General features: G+C 61.6%; 21 protein-coding genes and 1 pseudogene. 5 read left to right on the top strand and 17 right to left on the bottom strand.

Annotated features, from left to right (window positions below):
* Window positions 1–2: 2 nt before the first annotated feature.
* From AC5FXY_RS17165 to AC5FXY_RS17135, 7 genes are all read right to left on the bottom strand, one after another.
* Window positions 3–314, bottom strand: coding sequence for a DUF4134 domain-containing protein (locus tag AC5FXY_RS17165; protein WP_493557935.1), 312 nt, complete (start codon window positions 312–314; stop codon window positions 3–5).
* Window positions 315–364: 50 nt separating this feature from the next.
* Window positions 365–1228, bottom strand: a complete 864-nt coding sequence (locus tag AC5FXY_RS17160) for a hypothetical protein (protein ID WP_493557934.1) — start codon at window positions 1226–1228, stop codon at window positions 365–367.
* Between the two features lie 1257 nt (window positions 1229–2485).
* Complete coding sequence (locus AC5FXY_RS17155) at window positions 2486–3403, bottom strand: hypothetical protein (protein WP_493557933.1); 918 nt, start codon at window positions 3401–3403, stop codon at window positions 2486–2488.
* A gap of 175 nt (window positions 3404–3578) precedes the next feature.
* Window positions 3579–5084: an IS1182 family transposase gene (locus AC5FXY_RS17150; RefSeq protein ID WP_493557932.1), complete on the bottom strand. Its 1506-nt coding sequence runs from the start codon at window positions 5082–5084 to the stop codon at window positions 3579–3581.
* Between the two features lie 82 nt (window positions 5085–5166).
* Window positions 5167–5361: a hypothetical protein gene (locus AC5FXY_RS17145; RefSeq protein ID WP_493557931.1), complete on the bottom strand. Its 195-nt coding sequence runs from the start codon at window positions 5359–5361 to the stop codon at window positions 5167–5169.
* A 189-nt stretch (window positions 5362–5550) separates the two neighbouring features.
* Window positions 5551–5907 (bottom strand): hypothetical protein, encoded by a 357-nt coding sequence (locus AC5FXY_RS17140; RefSeq protein ID WP_493557930.1) that lies wholly within the window; start codon window positions 5905–5907, stop codon window positions 5551–5553.
* A gap of 158 nt (window positions 5908–6065) precedes the next feature.
* Window positions 6066–6632 carry a hypothetical protein gene (locus tag AC5FXY_RS17135; protein ID WP_493557929.1) on the bottom strand — a complete coding sequence of 189 codons (567 nt, stop codon included), beginning with the start codon at window positions 6630–6632 and terminating at the stop codon, window positions 6066–6068.
* Window positions 6633–7351: 719 nt separating this feature from the next.
* On the opposite strand from AC5FXY_RS17135, the gene AC5FXY_RS17130 reads away from it, so the two are divergent.
* Complete coding sequence (locus AC5FXY_RS17130) at window positions 7352–7489, top strand: hypothetical protein (protein WP_493557928.1); 138 nt, start codon at window positions 7352–7354, stop codon at window positions 7487–7489.
* Window positions 7490–7636: 147 nt separating this feature from the next.
* Entirely contained in the window at window positions 7637–8827 is a 1191-nt protein-coding gene (locus AC5FXY_RS17125; protein ID WP_493557927.1) for a hypothetical protein, read from the top strand.
* A gap of 176 nt (window positions 8828–9003) precedes the next feature.
* Here the strand turns inward: AC5FXY_RS17125 and AC5FXY_RS17120 are convergent, their stop codons facing one another.
* Together AC5FXY_RS17120 and AC5FXY_RS17115 are read right to left on the bottom strand one after the other, a co-directional pair.
* The gene (locus tag AC5FXY_RS17120) at window positions 9004–9144 is read right to left on the bottom strand and encodes a recombinase family protein (protein ID WP_493557926.1); all 141 of its coding nucleotides are present in this window, start codon (window positions 9142–9144) and stop codon (window positions 9004–9006) included.
* Window positions 9145–9146: 2 nt separating this feature from the next.
* Window positions 9147–9668: a recombinase family protein gene (locus AC5FXY_RS17115; RefSeq protein ID WP_493557925.1), complete on the bottom strand. Its 522-nt coding sequence runs from the start codon at window positions 9666–9668 to the stop codon at window positions 9147–9149.
* A gap of 756 nt (window positions 9669–10424) precedes the next feature.
* On the opposite strand from AC5FXY_RS17115, the gene AC5FXY_RS17110 reads away from it, so the two are divergent.
* Complete coding sequence (locus tag AC5FXY_RS17110; RefSeq protein ID WP_493557924.1) at window positions 10425–12974, top strand: T9SS type A sorting domain-containing protein; 2550 nt, start codon at window positions 10425–10427, stop codon at window positions 12972–12974.
* Between the two features lie 745 nt (window positions 12975–13719).
* Here the strand turns inward: AC5FXY_RS17110 and AC5FXY_RS17105 are convergent.
* The 7 genes and pseudogenes from AC5FXY_RS17105 to AC5FXY_RS17075 form a co-directional block, all read right to left on the bottom strand.
* Window positions 13720–13863, bottom strand: a complete 144-nt coding sequence (locus AC5FXY_RS17105) for a hypothetical protein (RefSeq protein WP_493557963.1) — start codon at window positions 13861–13863, stop codon at window positions 13720–13722.
* Between the two features lie 110 nt (window positions 13864–13973).
* Window positions 13974–14317, bottom strand: a pseudogene (locus AC5FXY_RS17100) (recombinase family protein); the annotation flags it as partial.
* Between the two features lie 264 nt (window positions 14318–14581).
* Window positions 14582–16624: a T9SS type A sorting domain-containing protein gene (locus AC5FXY_RS17095; RefSeq protein ID WP_493557923.1), complete on the bottom strand. Its 2043-nt coding sequence runs from the start codon at window positions 16622–16624 to the stop codon at window positions 14582–14584.
* Window positions 16625–16679: 55 nt separating this feature from the next.
* Window positions 16680–17054, bottom strand: a complete 375-nt coding sequence (locus AC5FXY_RS17090) for a hypothetical protein (protein ID WP_493557922.1) — start codon at window positions 17052–17054, stop codon at window positions 16680–16682.
* A 72-nt stretch (window positions 17055–17126) separates the two neighbouring features.
* Window positions 17127–17492, bottom strand: coding sequence for a transposase (locus AC5FXY_RS17085; RefSeq protein ID WP_493557921.1), 366 nt, complete (start codon window positions 17490–17492; stop codon window positions 17127–17129).
* A gap of 350 nt (window positions 17493–17842) precedes the next feature.
* Window positions 17843–18040, bottom strand: coding sequence for a transposase (locus AC5FXY_RS17080; protein WP_493557920.1), 198 nt, complete (start codon window positions 18038–18040; stop codon window positions 17843–17845).
* Between the two features lie 534 nt (window positions 18041–18574).
* On the bottom strand, window positions 18575–19753 hold the full coding sequence (locus AC5FXY_RS17075; protein WP_493557919.1) for an RHS repeat-associated core domain-containing protein: 1179 nt from the start codon (window positions 19751–19753) through the stop codon (window positions 18575–18577).
* A 467-nt stretch (window positions 19754–20220) separates the two neighbouring features.
* Here AC5FXY_RS17075 and AC5FXY_RS17070 point away from each other — a divergent pair, with 467 nt between their 5' ends.
* Window positions 20221–20847: a hypothetical protein gene (locus AC5FXY_RS17070; protein WP_493557918.1), complete on the top strand. Its 627-nt coding sequence runs from the start codon at window positions 20221–20223 to the stop codon at window positions 20845–20847.
* 132 nt (window positions 20848–20979) lie between these two features.
* Here AC5FXY_RS17070 and AC5FXY_RS17065 read toward each other — a convergent pair whose 3' ends face one another.
* Complete coding sequence (locus AC5FXY_RS17065) at window positions 20980–21240, bottom strand: hypothetical protein (RefSeq protein ID WP_493557917.1); 261 nt, start codon at window positions 21238–21240, stop codon at window positions 20980–20982.
* Between AC5FXY_RS17065 and AC5FXY_RS17060 the strand changes: the two genes are divergently transcribed.
* Window positions 21230–24322 (top strand): hypothetical protein, encoded by a 3093-nt coding sequence (locus AC5FXY_RS17060; protein ID WP_493557916.1) that lies wholly within the window; start codon window positions 21230–21232, stop codon window positions 24320–24322. The two genes, AC5FXY_RS17065 and AC5FXY_RS17060, sit on opposite strands and share 11 nt — an antisense overlap.
* The last annotated feature ends 6 nt before the right edge of the window (window positions 24323–24328 follow it).

Here is a 24328-nt window from a genome sequence, read left to right as displayed (position 1 = left end):
GTTTAAAGGAAAAACGCGCGGACCACGGTAGCCACAATAACCAGGAAGATCATGGAGCCAAACCACGACACCGCCGTCTTTTGCGTGTCCTGGTCACCGGAGTTCCACTTGCTGTACACCTTGATGGCGCCCACCAGGCCCAGCACCGCCCCAATGGCGTACATGAGCCGGGTAAGCGGCTCAAAGTAGCTTGTTACCTGCGTGGTTGCATCCTGGATGCCGGCCGTGCCATTGCCGCCCTGGGCGTAAAGCAGCTGCGAGGTAAGCAGTAAACCCAACAGGGCCAGGGCAGTGAAAAAACGCTTGTTGATCATAGCGGCAGAAAGGGAGTGAGGTTGCGATGGGTAGGAGCAGCTCGGCTCCGTCAGATTTCGTCGGCGCCGAACAGGGTGGCCAGCTCCGCGTTGTATTGTTCCAGGTGCTGAGCCATCTGCTCGGCCAGGCAAGAGCCGTGCATGGCCGCGGGCATCTCGGGATTCTGCCCGGCCTGCAGCAAGGCGATGTACTCCGTGACGGAATCGGCGGCGACCAGCTGCGGGGTGGGCTCCGCGGTGATGATGTCCAGGGGCGAGGCCACGGGCTCGTCGAACGAGGCCAGCGGTTCGTAGCCGGCTGGTACTTCGACCACCTGAAAAGCATCAAGCTTTAGAGCGTCCCCGGTGGGCCCGGAAGAGGCCCCTGCAGGCGTTTCCGGAGCCGGCACCGCTTCTACGGGTTGCGCCGGCGCGGCTTGGGCTTCACGCCGGACAAAAGCCGCCAGCCGTTCGTCGGCTACTTTTACCAGGGTTTCATCCTGCACTTGCGTTTCTTCCGGGGCCGCGCCGACAACGGTATTCAGGATGGGCTCCTCGCTGGGGCTCTCGTCCTGCCCAGTATCCGTTGCGGTGGAGCGGGGCAGCGCTCCTTCCACGACAGGCTCCGTAGCATTGGGTAGGTTCTCGGCGGCACCGACTTCGGGCGATTCAAGTTCGGTCGCTACTTCCGCAGCTGCGGGGTAACTGGCACCAGGCGTGGCCTGCCCAAAGGCGGAGGTAGGTCGCACGAGCGCGGGCGGGGCAGCGCCACCGGCGGAGGCTCCGACGAGCTGTCCCCTCCCCCCTTTTCTGCCGGGGGTAAGCAAGAGTGTAAGTTCCTCGCGGTAGTAGAGCAGGCCAACCACCAGGTAGTAGAGGATGACCAAGGCCAACACAAACAGGCAGAACTGGCTCCAGGTGTATTCGCTAAGCATCGCACAACAATGGGGTGGCAGCCCTGCATCAACCGATGCGGGCATCAGAATCCAAACCGTAGTTCGACGAGGCAAACCTACCGACGCAAAGGAGCCGGTTAGTAGAAAGTTGACGAGTGGTCAAAAACAGGTGATGAATTGCGCGAGCCGCACACGAGCGGCAGGGAACTCGATACCGCAAGCCGTCTTCCTGACCGCGGAATACCAGCGCCCTGATGATGTCTCCTGAGTAGTAGGATAATGCACGTTTACTGCCAGAGGGCTCAACACACGCATGGCACCAACAGCTGTTCGACTTAGCACGGTTACGTGTTTAGTCGAATGAGAATAGGCTGATTAGCCAGGTGCGCATTCCCCGCTATAAGCCGGCGTTATCGGACCTAATAAGACGCTGTCACATCATCCAAACTGCAGTTCGGAAAACGTTACGAAGGCTGTAAGGTCTTGTGATTCTGGAACAGTTAGTAATACCTGATACACCATCACGCTATCGTTTCATCGCTTGGAGGTCAATAAGCGCTGGCCTTTATTGAATGACTATCTTGATCGCTATCACCTTCTACTCAAGCACAATACAGCATGAAAATTAACCTTTCGTGGTTAAGCCTAATAGGGCTTTTTCTTGCTTGTCAAAAGCAAGAAAGAGGGCTTAAAGCTCTACTAGTAAGAGAGAGGAGTTGCTGGATCCACCATTCCCGTCCAGAAACTGAATCAAATGCACTGTTCAGTTTTTGCACCCAGTTTTCTGTTTCCCAAGAGTTTTTCTTCAGCACGTACTCCTTCCGTAATTTTCAAATTGGAGACGACGGTCTGTCGGAAGCTGTATCAATTCACGCACCCACTCTTCACAGAGGAACTTGGTCTTACTCTGATCTGGATAGTGCATTCAGTATCGGCGGAAATGAATTTAAAATGATACGCTACAACGAGGATACTATTGTACTGAAGACAAAACAAGGGCACATGGAGCTTCTCACGCGAGTTGAGTAGCGCTATCAGCAGGTCATTTGCCACTCGGATTGTGTGCTTATCCTGTAGAATCCTTAAAAAAGTGCTAATGAAGCTTTAACAGATGGGCAGGCAAAAAACTACCATTATTCCGAGGAGCCCGTGAGAACTCACATTACGTTAAGCAACATTTCCGGGATAATAGAGGGGCTTTCTAAAGGCCCTCAGCACGGAAAATATCCTAATTGTAGAACAATAACGCTTTTATCACGAGTGTAGCCTCCTAAGTGCGTTTAACGCGAAGGCAACTTACTCAATCCATGTCCTTTGCACCAAAACGATGGCCCACTGATTGTTGGTGCGCTTTAAAATAGCTTCTCCTCCTTCATAGACCATACGGAAGCTGACGCGGGCATAGATGAGATCTTGGTCAAAGGTGACCGCAGTAACAAGGGGATATGAGGTGAGTTGCCAGTAACCACCCCAGTGTCCATACCAGATCTTTAACTGCCGTTCCAAAAAAGCTTGTCGTTTCTGGCCCTCCTTGCTGGCACGTACTGGCTGCATGGTTCCACGGTTGCCTAGTTGTGTATGCTGCGGGCCAAGAAAAGCCGTCAAAGTTTCTGTCAGCTCCGGGGTCAAGTAGATGCTATGCTTACCGGGTACCTTTATAACGGGTCGAAAATCTAAGAGGGAATCCACCAATAGGGAAGCCTGTCGCTCTTCCTCTCGAAAGAAGGATTCCCCCAATACACCATAGTTCCGGCGGGTGATGTCGGGCAGCTTGCCATTCACGCGCTGGATCCAAGGTGGCACTTGCTGATTGGAACCCGTTTTCGTCCGGTAAGGACGAGCAATGATAGAATCTATCTCGGTATCCGAGTAATACAGCTTCTCGGTCTGCTTAATCTTAAGGGTATTTTGCACCAATAAAAAGCGGGCCTGGCTGTAGAGATTATTTCCCCATTCGGACCCGCCAAGGCTATCTACTTGATGTGGTTTGTAAAAGGCCGTAAACACCGCATAGGCTTGCTGCTGATAGGGTGTAAGAGCGGCGAGTTGTGCGGCTGTGACAGGTACCGAGACTTGCTGCCAAGTTCGCAGAAACTGTTCTAGCTTGGCGGTAGACCCTTCTCGATAAGCCGCGTCAAGTTGGGAGAGAACTTGTTGGGCATAGCTTTGTGTCAAGGGTAGAAGCGATAACAGAAGCAAATAGGCGTACTTCATTGTAGCAAAAGGACGGGATTTGTGAAGAGGAGTATAGCATGCGCACCCAAGTAAAAGAGTGGTCTACCATATGATGCCTTATTTACCCCTTTTCCATACGGAAGAAGACGTGCCCGAAAACGGCGCTTTAGATGAAGACAGCTAGAAGCTTTGGAACACTGTATAACACGAATTTTCAGCACTTATCCTCCCAGGTAATGCAAGTGGGTATGGGCGTATAAAAGGTATGTCTGATAAGTCCTGTGGCTGTTGCAAAACGAATAAAGATCAAGCAAAGCTGATTGGGAAGCGCTAGCACTAGTACCATTTCTGCTGATTGGAGTGGGTGGTGGTGCAGGTACTTCTTCAGGTTGTAGGCCATGGCCGCGACGTACATCACCTTCGCCGCCCCGTCCCGGCCTTTCTTGCTGATGTGGCGCAAGCCGTAGTAGTTGATCAGGCTGCCTAACATGGGCTCGACCGTGGCTGCCCGCAGCCGACGCATGCGCTTGCCCAGGCGGGTGGCCAAGCGGTCCGTCATGCGCTCGTAGTGGGCCTTGTACACCGTGTGGTGTAGCCGCTTCTCCCGCGCCTGCGGGCCCTTGCATTGCTTCGCCAGTGGACAGGTCCGGCAATCGGCGGCCTTGGCCAGGTACCGCTTCTTGGCGTTGCCTTGCGCGTCGACGAACACCTTGTCAAAGGCCAACCGTTTGCCTTGGCGGCAGACATAACTGTCCGTGCCGGCATCGTAGGTGAAGCCGGCCCGCGCCGCCTGGTACTTGCCGTGGGGCGGGATGTAGCCGGTCAGGCCCCGGGATTCCAATTGCGCGTAGTTCTCGCCGGAGCCGTAACCCGCGTCGGCCACCACGTTCTGCAGGGCCAGGCCCCACCCGTGCAGTCGGTGCCGGGTCGCGTCGACGATGGCCAGCAGGTAGCGGCTGTCGCGCCAGTCGGCCAGGTCGGCCTGGATGTGGGTGATCACGTGCCGCGCCGCGTCCACGCTTACGCTGGCCGTGTACGCCAGCTGGCGGGGCTTGCCCGTTTTGTAGGTGATCCGCGCCTCGGGGTCGGCCGGGCTGTAGTGGGTCAGGTTGCTGACGAGCTGGCCGGCTTTCTTGGGCTGGGCTTGCTCGATGACTTCGTGGTAGCGCTCAATGCGGCGCAAGCGCTGCGGGGAAGCGGTGATGCGCGGGGCGGTGGCCGGGCGGAAGGGGTTCGCCGGCGCGGCCGGCACGGCGGGAAGTTTAGGCTGCAGCCGGCTCATGGAGGCGTTGGCTTTGATGTAGGCCGAGTCGATCACCTGGGTGTGCCCGCTCACCAAGCCCTGCTCGATGCACAAGCCCACCAGGTGCGTGAAGCAGGCCTCGAAGGCCGCCACCGGGATGCGCTGGCGCGTGCGCGAGAGGGTGCTGTGCCAGGGCAAGGGTTCCTCCAGGGCGTACCCCAGGAAGGCGCGGATGCCCACGTGCAGGTGAGCCAGCTCCAGCAGCTTCCGATCGGAGGTAATGTTCTCCAGGTGCCCCACCAACAGCAGCTTCACAAACACGACCGGATCGAGCGAAGGCCGGCCCATAGCGCTGTAATAGGGGGCAAGCAGCGGCCGGACAAAGCCGAAATCCACGGTTTGCAGCAGGTGTTGGTACAAGTGGTGCGCCGGCACCAGCTTCGCCAGCGCCGGCTGAATCGGGTGAAAGCCTAGCATGGGCTAACAACCCTCAGACCCGCTAGCTGTTGCCTTTTGCAACAGCCACTCCTGTTACGTTAAGTAGTAGCCATAAACGGGCTTAGCGACCTACCCGACGCCAAGCGGCGGCGAGCAGCAGCAGTACTCCGCCCAACCCAGAAACCAATACCGTGCCCCAGAGCCACCATTCTTCGCGCGAGCTAGGCCATTCCCAACGCCCGTGATGATTGCCAACGGTCATCACCAACAAGGTGAGGAAGCATATAGTGAGCAAGAAGGCCGCACCCGTTTTCATACTAGTATGGAAGTAACTGTCTTCAAGGTAATTCAACAGCTCCTAGTGCAGACAGTACCAGGTCAAATCCCCCTTTGCTAGGAGTGTATGCTGGATAAAGTGGAACCATGAGGATTGCCTCCCCGAAAAGCTGTTTGACTTAAGCCTTACTTATTGAACTAAGAACTTAGGCCCAAGATGAACGCCGTATCACTTCCTTACCCCCTGCTGTCTGAGCTTTTGCACACGCTGGCAGAGCGCGATAACAGCGGCCCAATTTGGGTCAAGTCTGATGTCTCCAGCTTGTGCTTGCATTTCGCTTAGAACTGCCACTTTCTCTCGGACCTGTAGGCACAGTTGCATAATCTCCGGGGAAATAGCGCTGGCACTGACTAACAGCTCCAAGTTGATTGGGTGAAAAAACGTGTGTACAGATACCATAAACTCTTCATACAGCACCTCTTCAAGTAGCTCTGCTTGTCCGTTTAGATCTACACCGCAAATGTTTACCGTATCGTCGAACCATTCAATTCTGGTTTGCAGATCAGGCGTTATGTCATTCGTCATGGGCTAGCTGATTAGTGGGACGCTTCATAAGGTTGATCGGCGGAGGCTCAGTTGCAGCCTTAGAAAATAGTATTGTCTTACGAGCCACGCGTGGTAGAATGCTTAAAGCTATTCTTGGGAAAGTTGCTTAACGTAATGGCCCTTATTGGACTCATTGGCTACGCTGGTAACTCCTGCGCCTCAAAGCCTTCCGCAATGACATAACAGGGGCCTATGCTTAACAAGCTAAAGACAGCTGGAGCATTAAGTTTGAGCTCAGCCGGTCCAAAGGATTTAGTTGCGGCACCATGTTTCTCACATGCTGCGACCACTGCCTTTGCTACAGAAGCAGGGGCACCATCGAGCAGCATCCCGCTCCCTTGTGTAAGGTTTTGCTGTAACCAGGCTACTGCATTATCATCACTCCGCCCAAAGAAATGACAGCGCCAATCACGCCAATTCTGGTAAATAGCAGTAATGCCGAGGTGAATATCTGCCAGTAAGGCCTCTGGGTTATCCGGCTTAGAGTTGATGTAGATCGTTACCATGCCCTCGTTGTAATCCAGTAACAGCGGATGGTGAGTGTATAGGGCTAACTGCCCTTGCCTGCCCGGTTTTAGCTTTGCCTCTGCCTTGCCTTTGAACACTATTCTAAAAGTGGCTTCTTCAATTCGCAAGTCTACATAGGTAGACTGCGCGAGTGCTATTGTGGCTGTTCTATGCGTCTCAACTAATTCCTTAAACATGGGGAAAGATAACAGAATCAAGAGCCAGACGAGAATTGCTCATGAACACTGTTTCCCGTCCGCTTTGCTGTGGTTTGTTCGGCTGGAGCTTGCTAAAGCCTCTTTGCATGATAATTGAACATAACGGCGAAAGAAAAGCTGAGTGAGATGGGAAGTACTCACGGAATCCTTTCTTTACATAAGGGTAGTTCTTTCCGCCACCGCGGGAAAGTACCACCCACCACAAAACTCGTGGGTTGCTTTACAATGGTACTTATACCTTACATCTTTAAATTCAGAGCGTGTTGGGGTTTCTAGATAGATTAAAAGCCCTGCTCTTATAATCTGTGGCTTAAATTGACTTCTGCAAATCCCCAACAGGCCCTTCCTCTTCTAATTGTTCTTTACAATGCTGTTAGCTCTTTTTCTGACGGAAACTACTCCCATAGCTATAACAGGCTTATTCATTATAGTCCCAGTTGTGATAGCCCTGTATGTTCCCATTGTCTTGTTGTCGCGGCCGAAATCGTCTGGCGCCGCTAAGCTAGTAGCCCTGGGTCTAGCTTTACTGCCGATTTGGCTCAGCGACGGATTGAACAACGAATTTGGATACATGAAGTTCGGCTGGCTGGTGCCGTTGTTTTTTTACCTCCCCTTAGGAGTTGTTCTTGTGCAGCTAGTACGTAGCATCCCTAAAGCTTAACCTTGTAGGAGCCAACCTTGCAAGCTCTGCGTTACGCTTGGTTGCCTTGGGCGGCGCGGAGCCAGAGGCGCTGCACCTGCTTGTGGGTGTAACGGGCCCCGCGCCGGGTGCGGAAGCTCAGCCCGTTGAGCTCGCCTGCTGCGCCACTCTCGCCACGATCAACGCCGTGGCCTAACGGTTGGCCTCGCTCGTGCGGGCGTTGGCCCAGCAGACAGCCAAACCCTACGTGGTATGTATATTCCAGGACTTGGCGTTCCTCTATCTTGCGTCCTGACGGTTGTGTCAGCTGTTGCTTACTAGAAAAAAAGGTTTGTCGCCACGGATGAATACGAAACGGTTTCGCTCGGTGCTGGTGCTCGCTGGCTGGCTGCTGGGCGTGCTCCTCTCGGTGCTAACGGCCTTTACGCCCGTAGAATTCCATCCCCTGCCGCTGGAAAACGGGCCGCGGTGGCTCGTTTGGGGGCTGGTGTTTCCGGTTGCCCGGCAGCTGCGGGCCCGCTTTCCCGCACTTGGGTTGGTCGGGGCAGCGCTCCCCTGGCTGCTTTGGGGGCCGCTGCTGCTCGCGCAGGGCCTGGCCGCGCTGGCTTCGCTGGGGCAACCGCGGCCGCCGGTGTGGTCGCGGGTCTGGCAACCGGTGCGCGCCTTGTTTTTCAGCGAGGGCGTGTGGCACACGGACCGGGTGCTGTTCCGGCGCGGAGCCGAGCTCGTCGCGGTTCAGCGCCTGGTGCCGCTCTCCGCGCCTACGGTGGTTGCGTGGCCGAGCCGAACCGCTGTCCTTACGCCGCTGGCGCCTGGCGTGCAGCGGGCCCAGCGCATCACCCGCGACGGCGTGCTGGACAGCTCGTGGCGGTTCGTCGACACGCTCCGCACAGATCATTACACGTGGCAGGCGTTGCGGCTAAGCCGTGATTCCGCCGTGCACCGGTGGGCCCGTCCGTGGCTGCAGGCGCGCCGCCGGGCCTTCTGGCTCGCCCAACGCACCGGCTTCCGGGAGCGCCTGGGACCGCCGCGCCCGGATGTGGCCGAGCAGCTGCCCGCGCTTACCCGGCGCGGAGCCCAGACGCTGGGCTGCGTGCTTGCGGTCGCGGGCCGCGACCGCACCGAAGGCTTGCGGTTACGCCCGCTGGTGCGCCGGGGCCACGCGTGCCAAGCCGTCTTCGCGCCCGGATCCGCCCACGACGATCAGCCCCGGAACATGCTATCGGTGCGCGCGGACCTGCTGGTTAACGGCATTCCCCATGACTTTTCGTGGCGCGTGGTAGGGGTCGGCGGGCCGGGCACGTACCGGTTGCTCCCCTGTTCCAACGGCACCTGGAGCACGGGGCAGCTGTTCGATCCGTGGCATTACCAGCAGTATTGCACCGTTGCGGGCGTGGTGACGATTACGTACTGGTCACCGGCACAACAAATTGTTGCCGGCGTTTTCGAAGCCACGCTGCAGGCCGGAGGCCCAGGCCAACCCGTTGCGACGGTGCGCCAAGGTCGGTTCGACCTTCGCTACAAGCAACAGTGACGCGGTACGTACCGGTCCCGACGAAGCAGTAGGCAACAGGATGGGGTGCCAGGCGTGCAGGGCAGCTAACCAACTGCAGGGGCACGGGGCCGAATGAAATCGGATATCGCCTGCTTATGCTGGAAGTACGGCCTTGTTCAACCGGTGCTTAAGCAACGGACCTACAGGACAAGACGCTAGGCCCCGTTGGTCGCCCGCTGGCAGAGGCGTTGCACCTGCTTGTGGGTGTAAGCGGCCCCGCGCCGGGTGCGGAACCCCAGCCCGTTCAACTCCGCCGCAATTTGGCTGTAGCTCGCTTGTTGGGCTCTTCTAGCCACGATCAGCGCCGTGGCCTGCCGGTTGCTTCGCTGCTCTTTGCGTTGTTCTGGCGAGCCGCTAAGCCCTTTTGCCGGGCTTCGGTGGTGAGGTTCTGCGGGGAGCCCAACTGCCGGCCCTGGCGCTTGAGCACGGCCAGGGCCTTGCGCGTGCGCTCCGAGATGAGGTCCCGTTCCTGCTCGGCCAGGGCGGCGAAGATGTGCACGGTGAACTTGTTGGCCTGCGGCTGGTCGGTGGCCACGAACTCCACCCCCGCGTCCATCAGGGAAGCAATGAAGGAGACGTTGCGGCTGAGCCGGTCGAGCTTGGCGATGACCAGCACCGCCCCGTGCGCCTTGGCCAGCTGCATGGCCCGGTGCAGCTGCGGCCGGGCGGCGTATTTGCCGGACTCCACTTCCGTAAACTCCCCCAGCACGGTCCCGTCCTTCACGAACACCTGCACCATGCCCCGCTGCGCTTCCAGCCCCAGCCCGGACTGGCCTTGCTTGGCGGTACTCACGCGGTAGTAGGCGACAAAGGCGGGCATGGCGTAGCAGTTTCAGGTTGGGGGACGCCGCGAAGGTATTGCTTGCCGGACATTTTTTAAACGAGCGTTTAGGTGCGGTCTGAGCGTCTGCTAGCGAGCCCTTGCTAGTGGTCGTTTGTTTCCGTTGGCGACTGGCGGGTGGGGTGCTCCCTGTGCTGAACCTGCGTTACCCATCGCATAAGGAATGGCAAGCTATAAAGCGTTATTGACGACTTCGGTTCAGGCATCGCTTTCTCGCATCGGGGTACTCGTGATGCCACGGGCATCGGTGCCCCTACGCTCAGCGTCGTCTGGGAAATGCAGAGCACCACCCGAGTGGGCGGTTGCCGCGCTCGACAGGTGCGCTGAGTCGCGCCATCGTCAACCAGCCGTTTGGCGTGTCGGTTGACAGCACGATCGAAGCAGCAAGGGTACTAACCTTCCGGCCCCCCTCTTCACCGTAAAAGGGTCCTCAAGGCAGATTGAATACTCCTCCACCGTTCCTTATGGGCGTTTGGATCGGGTCCCTCGGCAGCTGGTTCCAATAACGAACGAGTTTCCCAATGCTTTGGGAACCATGCCCTTGCCGCCATGGGCAGCAAGGCTAAACTGCGTTAACTGATGGAACATGCCGCGAATAACGAGGGCGTGCCAAGGTTTAATTGCAACCGTGGCGAAATGCATGGATGCAGCGCAGCCCCTGTTTTTCTTTCGTTGGCAAGCTTACCTTGCGAAGGTATTTCGGTCTGCATTGTGCGGACTATTGCCACCTTCTTGATGAAACACTTTTTTACGATCTTCTTCCTTTTATCGATTCTGCTCGGTTGGCTACGCCCTGGCGCAAGCAGCGCCCAGGTGTTGGATCCAACGTTTCGGCCGGTGGTGTTACAAGTTCCCTACTCGGGACCGCTCCAAAGCGGCGTGCAGCGCGTTCTCATGCAGCCCGACGGCAAGTTGCTGGTAGCAGGCGGCTTTGATTTTGCGCACGGCCGTCTGGCCAGCAAGATCGTGCGCTTGCTACCGGACGGAAGCCGGGACTCCACATTCAACCGCGGTGGGGTCGGAGCCAGCGGCTTTATCGGCGTGATGGCCTTGCAACCCGACGGTAAAATCATCATCGGGGGCGGGTTTACCTCTTATAACACTACCCCGACCACCACCCTGGCCCGGTTGAACGCTGATGGCACGCTCGACCCGGGGTTTTCCCACGTTCAGTCCGATTGGCTGCGCCAAGTAACGGCGGTAGCCGTGCAGCCTGACGGGAAGATTCTGGTAGCCGTCGCACCCAATTTTAATGCCGCGGTCGATCAATCCAACTTGGTGGTACGCCTGTTCGCGGACGGCACCCCGGATGCGTCGTTTCGCTTGGGCCTGGCCGTTGCCCCGAACACGAACTACAATATCCAAAGCCTGCTCGTGCAGTCCGATGGGAAAATCTTAGTTGGAAGCACCGGACTGGGGGTGAATAGCTCCACCTTAGCGCGGTTAAATGGCGACGGCAGCGTCGATGCCGGGTTCGCCGTTGGCACGGGCTTCAACGGCACGGTTACCAGCCTGGCCCAGCAACCCGACGGCAAACTGTTGGTCGCCGGCAGCTTCACGCAATTCAACGGCCAGGCCGCGCCAGGCGTGGCGCGGTTGCAACCCAACGGGGCTTGGGACCCCAGCTTTGCGCCCGGGACCGGCGCCACGACCGCGACCGGCGCGGCAAGCTCGATCCGCACCATGCTGTTGCTCCCCAACGGTTCGGTGCTGATCGGAGGCGTTTTCAGCCGGTTCAACGGCATCCCGCGCGGGCGCATCGCCCGGCTACACGCCGACGGCTCGCTGGATGCCACGTTCGCCACCGGGGCAGGAGCCAACAACCAGGTGGCGTCGCTGGCGGTGCTGCCCGGCGGGCAAGTGGTGGTTGCCGGCGCCCAGACCCAGTACGATGGCCAACCGGCCACGGGGCTCAGCCGGACGACGGTGAGCGGGGATGCTGATCCCGCGTTCGCGGCGTCCTTTCAGGCCCGGGGCACCGTGGAATCGGCCTACCCGCTGGCGAACGGCCAAGTCTTGATCAGCGGCACCTTTTCCGAATTCAACGGTGTTCCGGCATCCAGCGCGACGGTACAACGCCTCAACGCGGATGGGAGTCTGGACAATACGTACGCCACCGCTGCGGCGGGGCGGCTCTACGGGGCCACTTCGTCGGGAAGCTTTTACACCAATACCACCAGCGGCACCCAATTCCGCCTGCAACGGGTGCTGCCCTCCGGTGCCCTGGACAACACGTTTACCGCGTTGCCGTTTGGCGCCACCACGGAGGCCGGGGCAACGTTCACCTTGCGCGGGCTGACCGAGCAACCCGACGGGCGCTTGCTGGTGTTTGGCTATTTCCGAACGTACGGGGGGCGGGCCTGCAACAGCATCATCCGGCTCAACGCCGACGGCACCCTCGATCCTTTGTTCAACTCCCCCAATCCCCCAACCAGTACTCAAAACACCGACATCATCACGAGTGCCGCTCCGCAGCCGTCGGGAAAGATCCTGATTGCCTATTACTCTCCGCTAATCGGCGGCACCAAGCTGGCCCGCTTGCATGCAAATGGTAGCTGGGACACGAGCTTCGCGCCCGGGCCCGAGATCAGCGCGGCGAACATCGCCTCGGTAGTGGTACAGCCGGATGGCAAAGTGTTGGTAAGCGGAACGTTTACCAGCGTTCAGGGGCAGGCCACTCCGTATGGGTTGGTGCGGCTGCTGGTTGATGGCGCCGTGGACAGCGGTTTCAACGGCTTAACGCGCAGCTATTCGGTGACCGAGGCCCTGCCCGACGGCCGCCTACTCGCCTGGCAGGGCCGGTGGGGAAGCACAGCGTTGGTGCTGCTGCACTCCGATGGCCGCCAGGACAACACGTTCACGCCCGTGGCCGTTCCTTCGGGCTTGTTCGTCGGAGACGATCAGGTGAGTGCGGTGAGGCAACCTGCAAACGGCACGGTTTTGTTGTACGGCAGCTTCCGTTCCGTTGCCGGCCAGGCGCGCCTGAGCCTGGCCCGTTTGGCTTCGTTGACCCCCACCGCCTCACAGGGGCCTGCAGCCCAACCGGCGTTTGACCTGTTTCCCAATCCCACCAGTCAGCACGTAACGGTGCGTCTGCCAGCGGTGAGTTTTTCCCGGCCGGCCAGCCTGCTGGACCTGTCGGGCCGCACGCTTCGTAGCTGGAATGTCCCGGCCCATCAGGGAGAGCTCCGCGTGCACTTGGGACCGCTGGCCGCCGGGGTTTACTTGCTGCGCATCGCTGGGGCGAACGGGATCCATCAACAAAAAGTGGTAGTGACTCATTAACCGCGCGAGTGTACATTGCGAAGTAGCCGGAACCAATGGGTAAAGGGGGTGAAGGAGCGCAAGACCCGCTACCGGGGACAGCCCACCCGCTGGTACACCCGGCAGCTCCAGCTCCAGCAGCCGGCCGCCGCGCCGGCGTTGTTGCAGCGGCTGGAGCGATGAATAACTTACCAAGGTCGACGGTGAAAACAGCGTCGACCTTGGTAAATCTTCAATCAGCGGACTGTCACGCCCCACGGCATAGACTGCGTATGCGCTCAACCCGCTATTGGATACAAATTGCCTACGCACTGCCGGGAATCCCGCTGGAGTAAGCCTTTGGCGTGACGGCACATTCGCGCGAGGACGCGTACCAGGTGCTGCTGGCGTCGCCGTACTACCAGCCCGCGGGCGCCCAACATCGTGGCCGTAGTGGAGCACATGCCCAACATGGCGCCGCCTTTCCATCGGGGGTGTGGTTCCCTCGCCCCAACGGAACGGCAGGCAGGCAACCTACTCTAGAATGCGCAGCGGCCGAAGCGGCGAACTGGCCCGCCCCAAGTTGCTGCAGCAGTTGCAGCCTCAACGCGGTCGAGCGCCCGGGTGGCCCTTGATCTTCCTGGTATTTTCAGGGCTGAAGAATTTGTCCACGCTTGGGATTTCCTTCTACCCGGCGGATCATAAGTCCTCTAGAGCCCTTTAGTCGGTTCAGCACCGGGGCTGCGGCGCCGGTTGCGTGCCATCCCAGCAGGGAGTGGCGTTTCCCTTATTGGGCAGGAAATTGGCGGTGGCCGTGGATGACGACGCCGCGGTGGCGCAGGTATTTGTAAAGGGTTACCTTGGAGATGCGCAGGCGCTGGGCAATCTCGTTGACGCCGAGCTGCTGTTCTTGGTAGAGCGTCTCGGCCACGATGGCCGTGCGCTCGGCTTCCTCGGAGAGGCCGCGGCGGCGCCCCCGACCCGGCCGGGGGCCCGGGCGGCCGCTAACCCGGCGTGGGTGCGTTCGCGGATGAGCTCGCGCTCGAACTCGGCCAGCGAGGCAAACAGGTAGAACACGAGCCGGCCTTGCGCGGAGGTGGTGTTGATCGCGTCGGTCAGGGAGACCACCCCTACCCCCCGATACTCCAGTTCAGCCACCATGTCCAGCAGGTGCTTGAGCGAGCGGCCCAGCCGGTCGAGCTTGTAGATGTAGACTGTGTCGCCGGGGCGGAGCTGCGCGAGCAAGCGGTCGAGCTCGGGGCGGGCAGCACTCGCCCCTGACGCTTTTCCTGGTAAATGACTTCGCACCCGGCCTGGGTCAAGGCGTCGAGCTGCAGCTCCAGGTGCTGGTCGCGGGTGGAGACGCGGGCGTAGCCAATCTTCATGGGCCTTTGTACAGGTTAACCGTGGCGAAGGTCGGCACTCTTGTACTATGATTGCTGTACAAGTTTACTGAATCATCTCCAGCGTCTGAAGCTAAGGAGGACCGAATATTCAGGTAACGGATGAGCTGTACAAGAAAACGGCCGTTTGAGTTAGGGTCAAAACAGAACACGGCCGCCCCACCGGAATCGTTTGGTGGGGCGGCCGTGTGCAGGTGAAGCGGGGGACAGTCGAGCGCATGGCGGCAAGGAGCCGGCCACGGCGGCTCAGTGCAGCACCACGCGCTTGGTCAAAAGAACGTCGCCAGCTTGTAGACGCAGCGTGTACACGCCGGGCGGCAGGCCGGCCGCGTCCACCGGCAGCTGCACGCCGCCCGCGGGCAGCGCGGCCGTGTGCCGGCGCACTGCTTGCCCCACGCCGTTGAACAACACGGCCTCCAGCTGCGCCGCGCCCGCCACGGCGGGCACGCGTACGGTGAAGCCCCCGTGCGTCGGGTTCGGGTACACTTGCACGCTGGCCGGAGCCAGTCCCGCCGCGGCGGAGGTCGGGCGGGCCGGGACGAAGCGCAGCGTAAAGCGCCCGGCCACGGCCCCGGCGGCGGCCGTGAAGCGGTAGCTGGGCTGCTGACCCAAGTCCACCGCCTGGCCCGTGGCGGCGTCGTGCAGGTACACGCCGGTGCCGGCCAGGTCGCGCAGCTCGGCCGCGTCGAGGGTGTAAGTGCCAGCGGCGGGCACGTGCAGGCCCAGCGGCACGGAGGTGTGGGCGGTGAAAGCGGGCAGGCCGTTGATGCTCAACTCGGCTCCGGCCGCCAGCGTGTAAAGCGCGGGGACTTCGCCCGGGGCCTGCGGCAGCCGCACGGCGTCGTAGCGGTCGTCCACGCCGGCCGTGGCCCCGGCTTCGGCGTACACGTACGCCTCGTCGTAGGCGGGTGCGTCAATGCCCTGCAGCCGCAGCCGCACCAGCGGGCGCCGATCGGGTGCCGAGCGGTACAGCGGCACGGTGTGGGCCAGCGTGTCGAAGGTGGCGTTGAAGGAACCGTTCAGGCGCATGCCGGTAGTGAAGGCGAACGTAATCGCGGCCCCGGGTTGGGGCACGTACACAAAGAAGGCCTGCCCCATGCCGATGTACGGGTCGCCCACGCCGTTGACGAAGCTGCGGTACCGCCCGCCGTAGCGGCTCGTGCTCTGGTAGACGTACATCGCGCCCGACAGCCCGGAAGGCAGCACCGCTTTGCGCCAGTCCAGCGGGCCCGGGTACGGGTTGCCCAGCAGGTGCCAGCCGCCGGCGGTCCCGCCGGCGTTCGTGAGCGGCACGGCCACGTCGGCGTTGGGGAAGGTGCCGCGCCAGACCAGCGTGCGCCCGCCCTCGACCTGCACGGTGTAGCCACGCCCGGGCACGAGCGCCTCGCCCGCCGCGGCGGGCGCGACCCAGCCCCGGTCAAACGGCGTCAGGTCGGTGGCCGGGCTGGCGGGCAGGCGCCGCTCGTCGTAGCCGAAGGCGGTGGGGAACGGCGTGACCCGGGTGGCGGCCGCGGCGGCGTTGTAGGCGGGGTTGACGACCGGGGCGGGCCCGCCGCCGGCCAGGTCGGCGACGGTGGCCCCGACCAGCGGCACGCTCAGGTGGCGGTAGCCGGGGCCGGGGTTGAAGTCGGGGGCGATGTAGCGCTCGACGGTGACCGTGCCGCCGGCCCCGGGCTCGATCGACCCCCCGCTGCTGGCGTTGGTCAGGAACGCGGTCGTGTCGGCGGTGCTGACCAGGCGCACGTGGTGCCCGTCCAGGTGCAGGGTGCCGTACAAGCCCAGCCACTGCCGCACGGTCACGTCGTTGGTGAGCCGCAACTGCCGCGCGCCCACGCGCATGGAGAGCTCGGCCACGGTGGCGGGCAAGCCGTCGCCGGTGACGCCGATGCCCCCGTCGCGGTAGGCGTACATGTAGCGCCCGGCCGAGCTGAAGAGGCGGGCCCCGGTGACCTGCACGGCCCCGGACGCGGCGGAGCGGGTGATGCCTTCGGCCGCGCAAATGACGAGCAGGCCGTTGGGCTGCACCTCGAACGAACCCGGCCCGACGACGGGGGAACACACGCTGCTCTCGAGGATTCCGCCCGCTTCGATGACCAGCCGGCCGGTCACGGTTAGCGGCGCGGTCAGATTCACGTTGCCGCCGCGCTTGATCGTGACGTTGCGGTAGGTGCCGCCCGGCAGTTGGCGGAACGCGCGGGCGACAACCAGGTCTTGTTGGGCCTGGGCAGCCGGGGCCGCAAGCAACAGCGCCAGCGCAGGCAGGGCGGGTCGGGGGATAAGACGGAGCATAGCGGGGACGCCTAATCGGCGGGGAATGGGTGTAATCAAGAAAATGCGTGGCAAGTTACCGCGGCGGACCGGCCGGCTGGTCGCGGCCGCCGAAGAAAAAAACTGCGGCCGCGGAAAACGCATCACGTCGGCATCGGCAGGATCGAACGGCTTGCCCGACTAGGTTGGAGTCGCGGTCGAAGACGAGCAGGCGCAGGTAGGCCGTGGGCACGCCGTCGGGCAGCTGCTGCAGCGCCTGGTAGGTGGCCAGGCCGACGCTGAGCAAGGGCAGCACGCGCTGGCGCGTGGCCCCGTCCGTGCCGGGTTGTGGCGGGGGCTGCTGCAGCAGCGAGGCCACGAAGCCGGCGAGCGAGTAGGCCCAGCTCGGGTGCTGCACCGGCTGCCAGTACGCCCCGTAGGCCAAGGCGTCCACCACGTCGCCCTTGCGCACGGCAAACCCGCGCCTCCAACATGGTTCACCCCTATCCTGTACTTAGAGCGGTTTCGCAAACGCTGCGCCCGCTCACCCGGCCGGCTGGGTATGGTAGCCACAATGGTCAAACCAGTTTTTCGCGTCCTGGCTGCTGATCCAGGAAACGGCCGCTTGCAAGGCGGCTTTGAGGGCGTCGTAGCTGCGGGCCTGTGCCTCTCGGAGCTTGGTTTTGAGCTTGCTCCAGGCCTGTTCGACCGGCGCGAAGTCGGGCGAGTAGGGCGGCAAAAACAGCACCGCCACGCCGCGCTCGGCCAGCCACTCGCGCAGCCCGCCGAGGTGGTGCACGCGCAGGTTGTCCAAGACCAGCACATCGCCCTTGCGCAAGGTCGGAGCCAGGCAGTAGGCCACGTACAAGGCGAAGCTGCGGTAGTTGAGCGCCCCCTCCACGAGCTGCACGGCCCCGTTTCAGGGGCACGGCCCCACCCACGCGGGCGCCGCCCGCGGCCCGGGCGTAAGGGCGGGCGTAGTCCACGCGCAGGCCGGTCTCGTCCAGGAAGTGGAAGCGGGCCACGTCCGGGCGGGTGCAGACCGTTTCCACGTGCTGCCGGCGGGCCGCTTGCACGTCCGGCCGGTCACGTGCCGTGGCGTGCAGGCTTTTTTTTGCGCCGCAGCCGGTGCGCGTCCAGCACCTGCCAGACGCAGGTCTGGCCCACGAGCCGTCCGCCGCTGGCCTGCCAGGCCGCGCCCAATTCGGCCAAGGTCACGTCCGGGTGCGCGCCCACGTAGGCCACCAGGCAGGCCTGCGCCTAGGCGTCGAGGTAGCGCAGCCGCCCGCCGCGTGCCGGCTTGGGCGCCAGCGAACCAGTTGCGCGCTGCTGACGCAGCAGCGACTTGACAAACGTCAGGCTCACGCTGAAGCGACGGGCCACGGCTGCTTTGCATGCGCCGGGCTCCTGGCAAGCCGCCGCCACGCGGGTGCGTAGATCAAGGGAATAAGGCTTCATCTACGCCTGTATGAAGGTACGCCAGCTCCGGACGCACCGTTCACGAATCCGCTATATAGGACTCTTTAAGTCACTATCATTATTACATTATGTTTCTATTTTGCCGAGAGCTTAAGGTGTATATTTTTATAGACTCCCGGCCATTAGAAAATTTTCTTAATAGCAGTAAACTATCGCTTATTTGTAATACTTTATAAAATTCATATTCAAGATATAAGGAGTCATTTTTAAAATACACTTTCATAGGATTTGATTTTACATCAGTCACTAAGTTCATATTCACAGACTTTTGTTTATCCGTATTATAAAATATGGTTGCGGCGCTGTCATTATTGAATACCAAACTATAGAGTGGAATGTTTGTTCTACAATTGAATGTAGTTCTCTCGATTTCTCGTTTTTCATAAACCAAATCCCAGAACTTTCCGAATGCTGGGTTTTTTATGATTGGTTCGTTCTTAGCTTTTGTGCATTGTGATGAAATCAGCACAATGAAGACCAAAACAATATGCAAGGCATTGATGCTTATTCTATTCATGGGTTTTCAAAAGTTTTGGGGGGGTGATTGTTTATTTGGTATACATTCTCTCGATATTCATTCGTAGTTACTTGAATATTTAGGCCGGCTTGTTTTAAAACTTTCGAGTGGCTTTCAATAAAGCTCTCAACGTCTCCTATTTGCATCCTAGGGTCAGAAGTAATGTCCTTCATCATCCCGCGTGCCATACCTTCTTTATCTTGCATGTCCAAGTTTCTAAAGTCATCATGATTCATTGCATCAATGTAGACTTTCCCATGTTGTATACCGACATCATCAGGCACACTCTCAGGTTTCCTTTCAAAGTTATTCTTGTGGCCCTTCTCATGTCTCAGCACTGTCCTCATCATGCCTTCAGTATTCAGTGCTGGATTAATTTTATTTCCCAATGCATTTATTCTTATTGATGTTTTTCCGTTTGGATCGAAGTAAGCTGCTGCACTTTTTGTTTTTACTTGTCCAACACCTACTTGTCCGGTTATGCCTACTTGACGTGAGTAGTAAGCGGTAATATTTTTAAGCATATTGACTTTTTGTTTACCTCCACCTTCAAACGCTGTCGACAATGGTACGGGTTTGCTCTTCTTATCCATTTGCACCATTATTTTCCCCTTGTATTCATCGCTTATTTTATTCCCATTTTGATCAAATACTGTTTTAGCTACTCGGCCATCTAGATCATTGTAGCGGACGGCGTTGTCGAGGCCGAACTGGTAGGTGGTCCAGCTTTCCTGGTCGGCTTCCTCGGCGTCGGGGTCGACGACGGTCCAGCGGCCGAGCTGCGGGTCGAAGAAGCGCCAGCCGTGGTCGTTCCAGTTCAGCCGGAACTCGTCCTGGCGCTCCTTGCCGTTCCAGGTGTGCTTGTTTTGCAGCCCCAGCGAGAAGCCCCGGTTCAGGCCGGCCAGCTCCAGCCCGTAGGGGTCGTACTGGGTCTCCTGCACCTGCAGCCCCTGCCGGTGCTCAATGAGGATGTCGTCGAAGTAGACGTCCGTGTCGCTCTCGTTGCCCACGTAGACGAGCACGTAGCCGTCCTGCTTGACCAGCACCGTGTCCTGCAACCTCTCCCAGCCCAGGGCGCTGGTGGCGTTGGCGCCGGCCGAGAGGCGGCGCAGCTTGGTGCGCACCAAGACGGAGTCGCGGTCGAAGACGAGCAGGCGCAGGTAGGCTGTGGGCACGCCGTCGGGCTGCTGCTGCAGGGCCTGCACCGTCTACCATATCGCCCTTGCACACCACCATTTTGATTGAAAGCGAGTTAAATAAAGACTAGTTTCCAGTCACGATGACGAAGCTTTTAGGACAATTATACAGTAACGAACAGATTTCAATCTGCTTTGAAACAGCTTAGTGTGAAAACGGCAGTGGACTAAACGGTGGTTCAACTTTGCGGATGTGGCAAATAGCCTTGAGGAATAAATGCACCAAGCAGCCAATTCATGCCAGTTGTGCTACTCTTCGGTGGGCCAATTACCTTCGGGAATGAAAGCACACGGTGATGATTAATCGGGTCGTTTATCCTTGGGAGCGGTTCTGGGTACCCGGCAACGGCACGACCGTGGACGAAGTCCTCATCCACGAAGGATATTTCTATCCCGGTCCGGACGCAAAGCCCCTGGCGCACTAGCAACAGGTCTATTGCCTGGTTTTGCTCGGCGAGCCCGGCATGGGCAAGTCTGCGGAATGGCGGTGCCAGGCGGACCAAGAGCGGGACGGCACAGCCCTGTTCGTCAACCTTTGCGATTTTAGCAGCGGCTGGAGCGTCGTGGCCGAGCTGGAGCGCGACCCCGCGATTCAGCAGTGGCTAAGCGCGCCAGGCACCAAGCTGACCCTGTGGCTGGACAGTTTCGACGAGGCCTTGACGCACGAATCCAAACTAGCCAAGGCTTTGAAGCGCCTGCTGGCCCGGTGGCCGCGCGCCGGCTCGCACCTGCACATCCTCAGCCGCACGGCCACGTGGCCCGCCTTTTTTACGGAAGACTTGAAGCGGCACTTCGACTCGCCGGAGCGCGAAGGCGACGTGGTCCTGTTGCAGTTGGCCCCGCTGACGCTCTCGCAGGTGGTCACGGCGGCCGAGCATGAGCGCATCGAGCCGCGGGCGTTTGTCGAGGCAGTCGAGCGCGCCGAGGCCGTGCCGCTCGCCGTGCGGCCGGTGACGTTGGGCTTGCTGCTGAAGCTGTGGCAGGCCGGCCAATTTGGGTCCGAACTGGGCCGGCGCACCGAGCTATTGGAGGCGGGTTGCCGGCTCCTGTGGCAGGAAGCCTGGGACGACTAACGAACGCTTGCGCCCCTGCACGACCCCGACCGCCGCTTGCGGGTGGCCGCGCATTTGGCCTTGGTAATGGTCGTCACGAACCGGCGGGTGCTGCTCTACCACGAGACGGAGCCGGCCGAACGGGGCCTGTGGCTAAGCGAGGTGACGGGCTACCACACCTTGCCGGGCGACAAACCCAGCATTTTCCTGGAACGAAACGTGGTCCAGGACGTGCTGGAGCACACGGGGTTGTTTGCCCCGGCCGCCGCGGCCCGGGTAGCGTGGGCGCACCAGGCGTACGCGGAATTTCTGGCCACCTGGGCGCTGCACCAAGCCCGCGTGCGTGGCCCAGCTGCGCAACCTGTTCCGGTCCGCCGTGCCCGGCGCGGGCGTCGTGCCGGGCTTGCGCGACACGGCCGTGTGGCTGGCCTCGCTTTTCGGCGCGTTCGCGGCGGAATTGCTGCAGCTGGACCCGTTGACGGCCATGCGCGCCGATTTGCTGACAGCGAGCCCGGCGCAACGGGCGGAGCTGGTGCAGCAGCTGTTTGCCCTGGCCCGGGAAAAGCACCGGTACCCGCGGCGGGCAGAACCCTACTTGGGGCGGCTGACCCACCCGGAATTAGCCGCGCAGCTAACCTCGGTACTCGAAAACCCCGACGAGACGCCGGAGGCCAAGTGGCTGGCCTACAAAACCGCGGAAGCCTGCCGGGTGCGGGAGTTAGCGCCGCTGCTGCGTGGGCATGTCCTAGATTCCACATTGCCCCTCCGAACCCGGACCGATGCCCTGCACGTGCTGCGCACCTTCGCCGAGCCGGGCAGCGGGGAGTTGTTGCGGCCGCTGCTCCCGGCGATGCCCCCGGACAACTTCGCCGATGAGTTTCGGGGAAGTTTGCTGCACCTGCTGTGGCCCGCCCACCTGGCGGTGCGCGAGCTGCTGGCCCTGCTAACGCCCCCGCGCAGCACGCGCTTTTTCGGCGCTTACCACAGCTTTGTCAACCCGGCTTTCGAGAGCGGGCTGCAGCGCGGGGTCCAGCCGGCGCACGTGCCCGCGCTGTTGTGCTGGGCGGTGCGCCGCACGCGGCAGCCTTACGGGAGCGGCTGGCGCGACGTGGTGAAAGGCGTGCGCTTCGCGGCGCTGGCCGTGGCCTGGCAACACCCGGACGAACCGCGCACCGTAGCGTGGCTTGCCTGGGCGGTGCGCCACCTGCTCCGCCAGCACGAGGAGTTCCTGATGCCCGCCGAGGCCCCGCCCCGCCACCGCGTGCTGCGGCAGCTAATCCACCGCGGGCAGCTGCCGAGCGCGCACCACCTCGTGCGCCGCCACCCCGTCGAGGTGAAGCGGTACGCCCAACACGAGGTGCGGCAACAGGCCTTGCTCGGGCCGGAAGACTGGCCCTTCCTGCTGGACCTGCTGGCCGCCCCGCAAGCACCGGCCGTCGTGCAGACGTTGTTTGGAGCCGCACTCCGGTTGCTGGAGGAAGCCCTGCCGGCCACCTCCGCCGGCTACCAGGCGCAGTTCGCGCGCTTGTACGCCGCTGCCGACGCCTTAAGGCTGCTCGGGCAGCCCGAACAGCTGGAGTGGGCCTGGGCCCTGGATTCGGACTGGGCCCGCGACAACCGGGAACGGGTGCGCCACGAGCAGCAGCATGCCCGGGCGGAACGGCAACGCGCCCGCCGGATTCGCCGCTTGAACCAGCGTACCTTCCGGCTGGTGATTCGGCTTACTTGCCCGCAGCGACCCGATGCGTACGGCAACTGGTGGCGCACCTGGTGGCTGCTGACGCGGACCCGCGACGGGCGGGGCAGCTGGTTTTCCACCGACGTGCCGGCCGGCTTCGCTTGGCTGCGCTCCTTCCCGCGGCTCCGGCAACGCGTGCTGGCGCTGGCGTGGCGCGTCACCCGGCACAGCCCGCCGCCGCGGGCCGCCTCCCCCCTCGACACGGTGTCCCAGGAGCAGGCCGCGTACCTGGCCGCCCTGGTGCTGTGCTGGGAGGAGGCGCCGGCGCGCGTGGAAGGCCTGACCAGCGAGGCGTGGCACCCGTGGGTGCACTTGTTGTTGTACGCGGGCATCGCGGGCGAAGACTGCCGCCGCCGCTTGTGGGCCGTGGCGCTCCGCCGCCACCCGCGGGCGGTGGTGCGGCAGATTGTCCGCACCACGGATTATTGGCAACAGGTCCGGGCCGAGCGCACGGGCCACTTGCGCGTCCGCGACTTGCTGCGGGACGCGCCCAGCGACGTGCTGCACCGGGCGGTGCTGGCCGATGTGACGGCCGGGCGGTGGCCGGTGGAAAGCACGCTTGCGCTGCTCCAGCACGGGTTAAGCGAAGGGTTTCGCCCCGCGCAGCTGTTTCGGGACGCGCTGCTGGCGCAGGACCCGGCGGGCCCTTATTGGCACCGGTGGACGTTCGTCGTGTTTCGGGCGGCGCTGTTCGAGGCGGCGGACGACCCGCGTTGGTGGGACACCTGGCAGCGCGTGATTGGCTTTGGCCCGGCCCTGGTGCGCGCGCTGCTGGGCTCGGTGGAGGGGCGGCCGTCCTGGGAGGGGCCGGTGCCGCCCCACCTGACCGACGCCCAGCTGGCCGAGCTGCTGACGTGGGTGGTGCGGGACTTGGGCGTGACCGAAGAAAACGGCGACCACGACTGGCGCAGCACCAGCCGGGCCACCCGCGTGCGCACGTTTCGCAACACCGTGGCCAAGCGCCTGGCGGCCCGGGCGACGGCCGCGGCGTGGGAGGCGCTGCGGGCCCTGGCCAACGAGCAGGGGTACCCGCGTTGGCTGACCTACACGCTGGAGGAAGCGGCCGAGACGTACAGCCGCGCCGCGTGGGAGCCGCCGGCCCCGGGCGCGCTCCTGGGGTTGCTCGGCCACGCGGCCGGGCGGTGGGTGCAGCGCGGCGCGGACCTGCTCGACGCCGTGCTGGAGTCGCTTGACCGGTTGCAGCAAGACCTGCAAGGGGAGCCCGCCCTGGCCGACCGGTTGTGGTTCCCAGCCCCCGGGCGCACCGCCGGCCGGGTCCGCCGCGGCAACCAGGTAATCAACGAAAACAAGGTAACGGACTTCGTGCAGTTCTATCTGGCCAAGGACTTGCCCCAGCACGTGTTCTCGGTGAAGCGCGAAGTGCAGCTGCGCGCCCCCGCCAGGGCCCAGCAGGGGCAGGACCTGGACTTGTACCTCGACGCCGTGGCGCGGGACGCGTACGGGAACCCGACGCCCGCCCACCGGATTTCGGTCTTCGTCGAAGCCAAGCACAACGACAACCGCGAGGTCGCCACCGCCTTGCAGCAGCAGTTGGTGAACCGGTATCTGCGCGGCCACCCCGCTCGGGTGGGGTTGTTCCTGGTGTATTGGCACACGGACGAGACGGGCCAGAGCCTCCGCCGCGGCAGCATCGCGCAGCTGCGCGCGGAACTGGCCCGCCAAGCGCAGGCCGCCTCGGTCAACGGCCTGCTCATCAAAAGCTACGTGTTGGATATTCGCTTGCCGGACGGCCAATGAAAACGA

This window comes from Hymenobacter sp. FMD4 (assembly GCF_058932745.1).
The sequence above is the reverse complement of the archived record's forward strand: the minus strand, read 5'-3'. Positions and strand labels throughout refer to the sequence as shown.

What these genes read in the sequence shown, in the direction of transcription:
- AC5FXY_RS17165 (WP_493557935.1), bottom strand. Translation starts at nt 314, where the DNA reads ATGATCAACAAGCGTTTTTTCACTGCCCTGGCCCTGTTGGGTTTACTG.
- AC5FXY_RS17160 (WP_493557934.1), bottom strand. Translation starts at nt 1,228, where the DNA reads ATGCTTAGCGAATACACCTGGAGCCAGTTCTGCCTGTTTGTGTTGGCC.
- AC5FXY_RS17155 (WP_493557933.1), bottom strand. Translation starts at nt 3,403, where the DNA reads ATGAAGTACGCCTATTTGCTTCTGTTATCGCTTCTACCCTTGACACAA.
- AC5FXY_RS17150 (WP_493557932.1), bottom strand. Translation starts at nt 5,084, where the DNA reads ATGCTAGGCTTTCACCCGATTCAGCCGGCGCTGGCGAAGCTGGTGCCG.
- AC5FXY_RS17145 (WP_493557931.1), bottom strand. Translation starts at nt 5,361, where the DNA reads ATGAAAACGGGTGCGGCCTTCTTGCTCACTATATGCTTCCTCACCTTG.
- AC5FXY_RS17140 (WP_493557930.1), bottom strand. Translation starts at nt 5,907, where the DNA reads ATGACGAATGACATAACGCCTGATCTGCAAACCAGAATTGAATGGTTC.
- AC5FXY_RS17135 (WP_493557929.1), bottom strand. Translation starts at nt 6,632, where the DNA reads ATGTTTAAGGAATTAGTTGAGACGCATAGAACAGCCACAATAGCACTC.
- AC5FXY_RS17125 (WP_493557927.1), top strand. Translation starts at nt 7,637, where the DNA reads ATGAATACGAAACGGTTTCGCTCGGTGCTGGTGCTCGCTGGCTGGCTG.
- AC5FXY_RS17115 (WP_493557925.1), bottom strand. Translation starts at nt 9,668, where the DNA reads ATGCCCGCCTTTGTCGCCTACTACCGCGTGAGTACCGCCAAGCAAGGC.
- AC5FXY_RS17110 (WP_493557924.1), top strand. Translation starts at nt 10,425, where the DNA reads ATGAAACACTTTTTTACGATCTTCTTCCTTTTATCGATTCTGCTCGGT.
- AC5FXY_RS17095 (WP_493557923.1), bottom strand. Translation starts at nt 16,624, where the DNA reads ATGCTCCGTCTTATCCCCCGACCCGCCCTGCCTGCGCTGGCGCTGTTG.
- AC5FXY_RS17080 (WP_493557920.1), bottom strand. Translation starts at nt 18,040, where the DNA reads ATGAAGCCTTATTCCCTTGATCTACGCACCCGCGTGGCGGCGGCTTGC.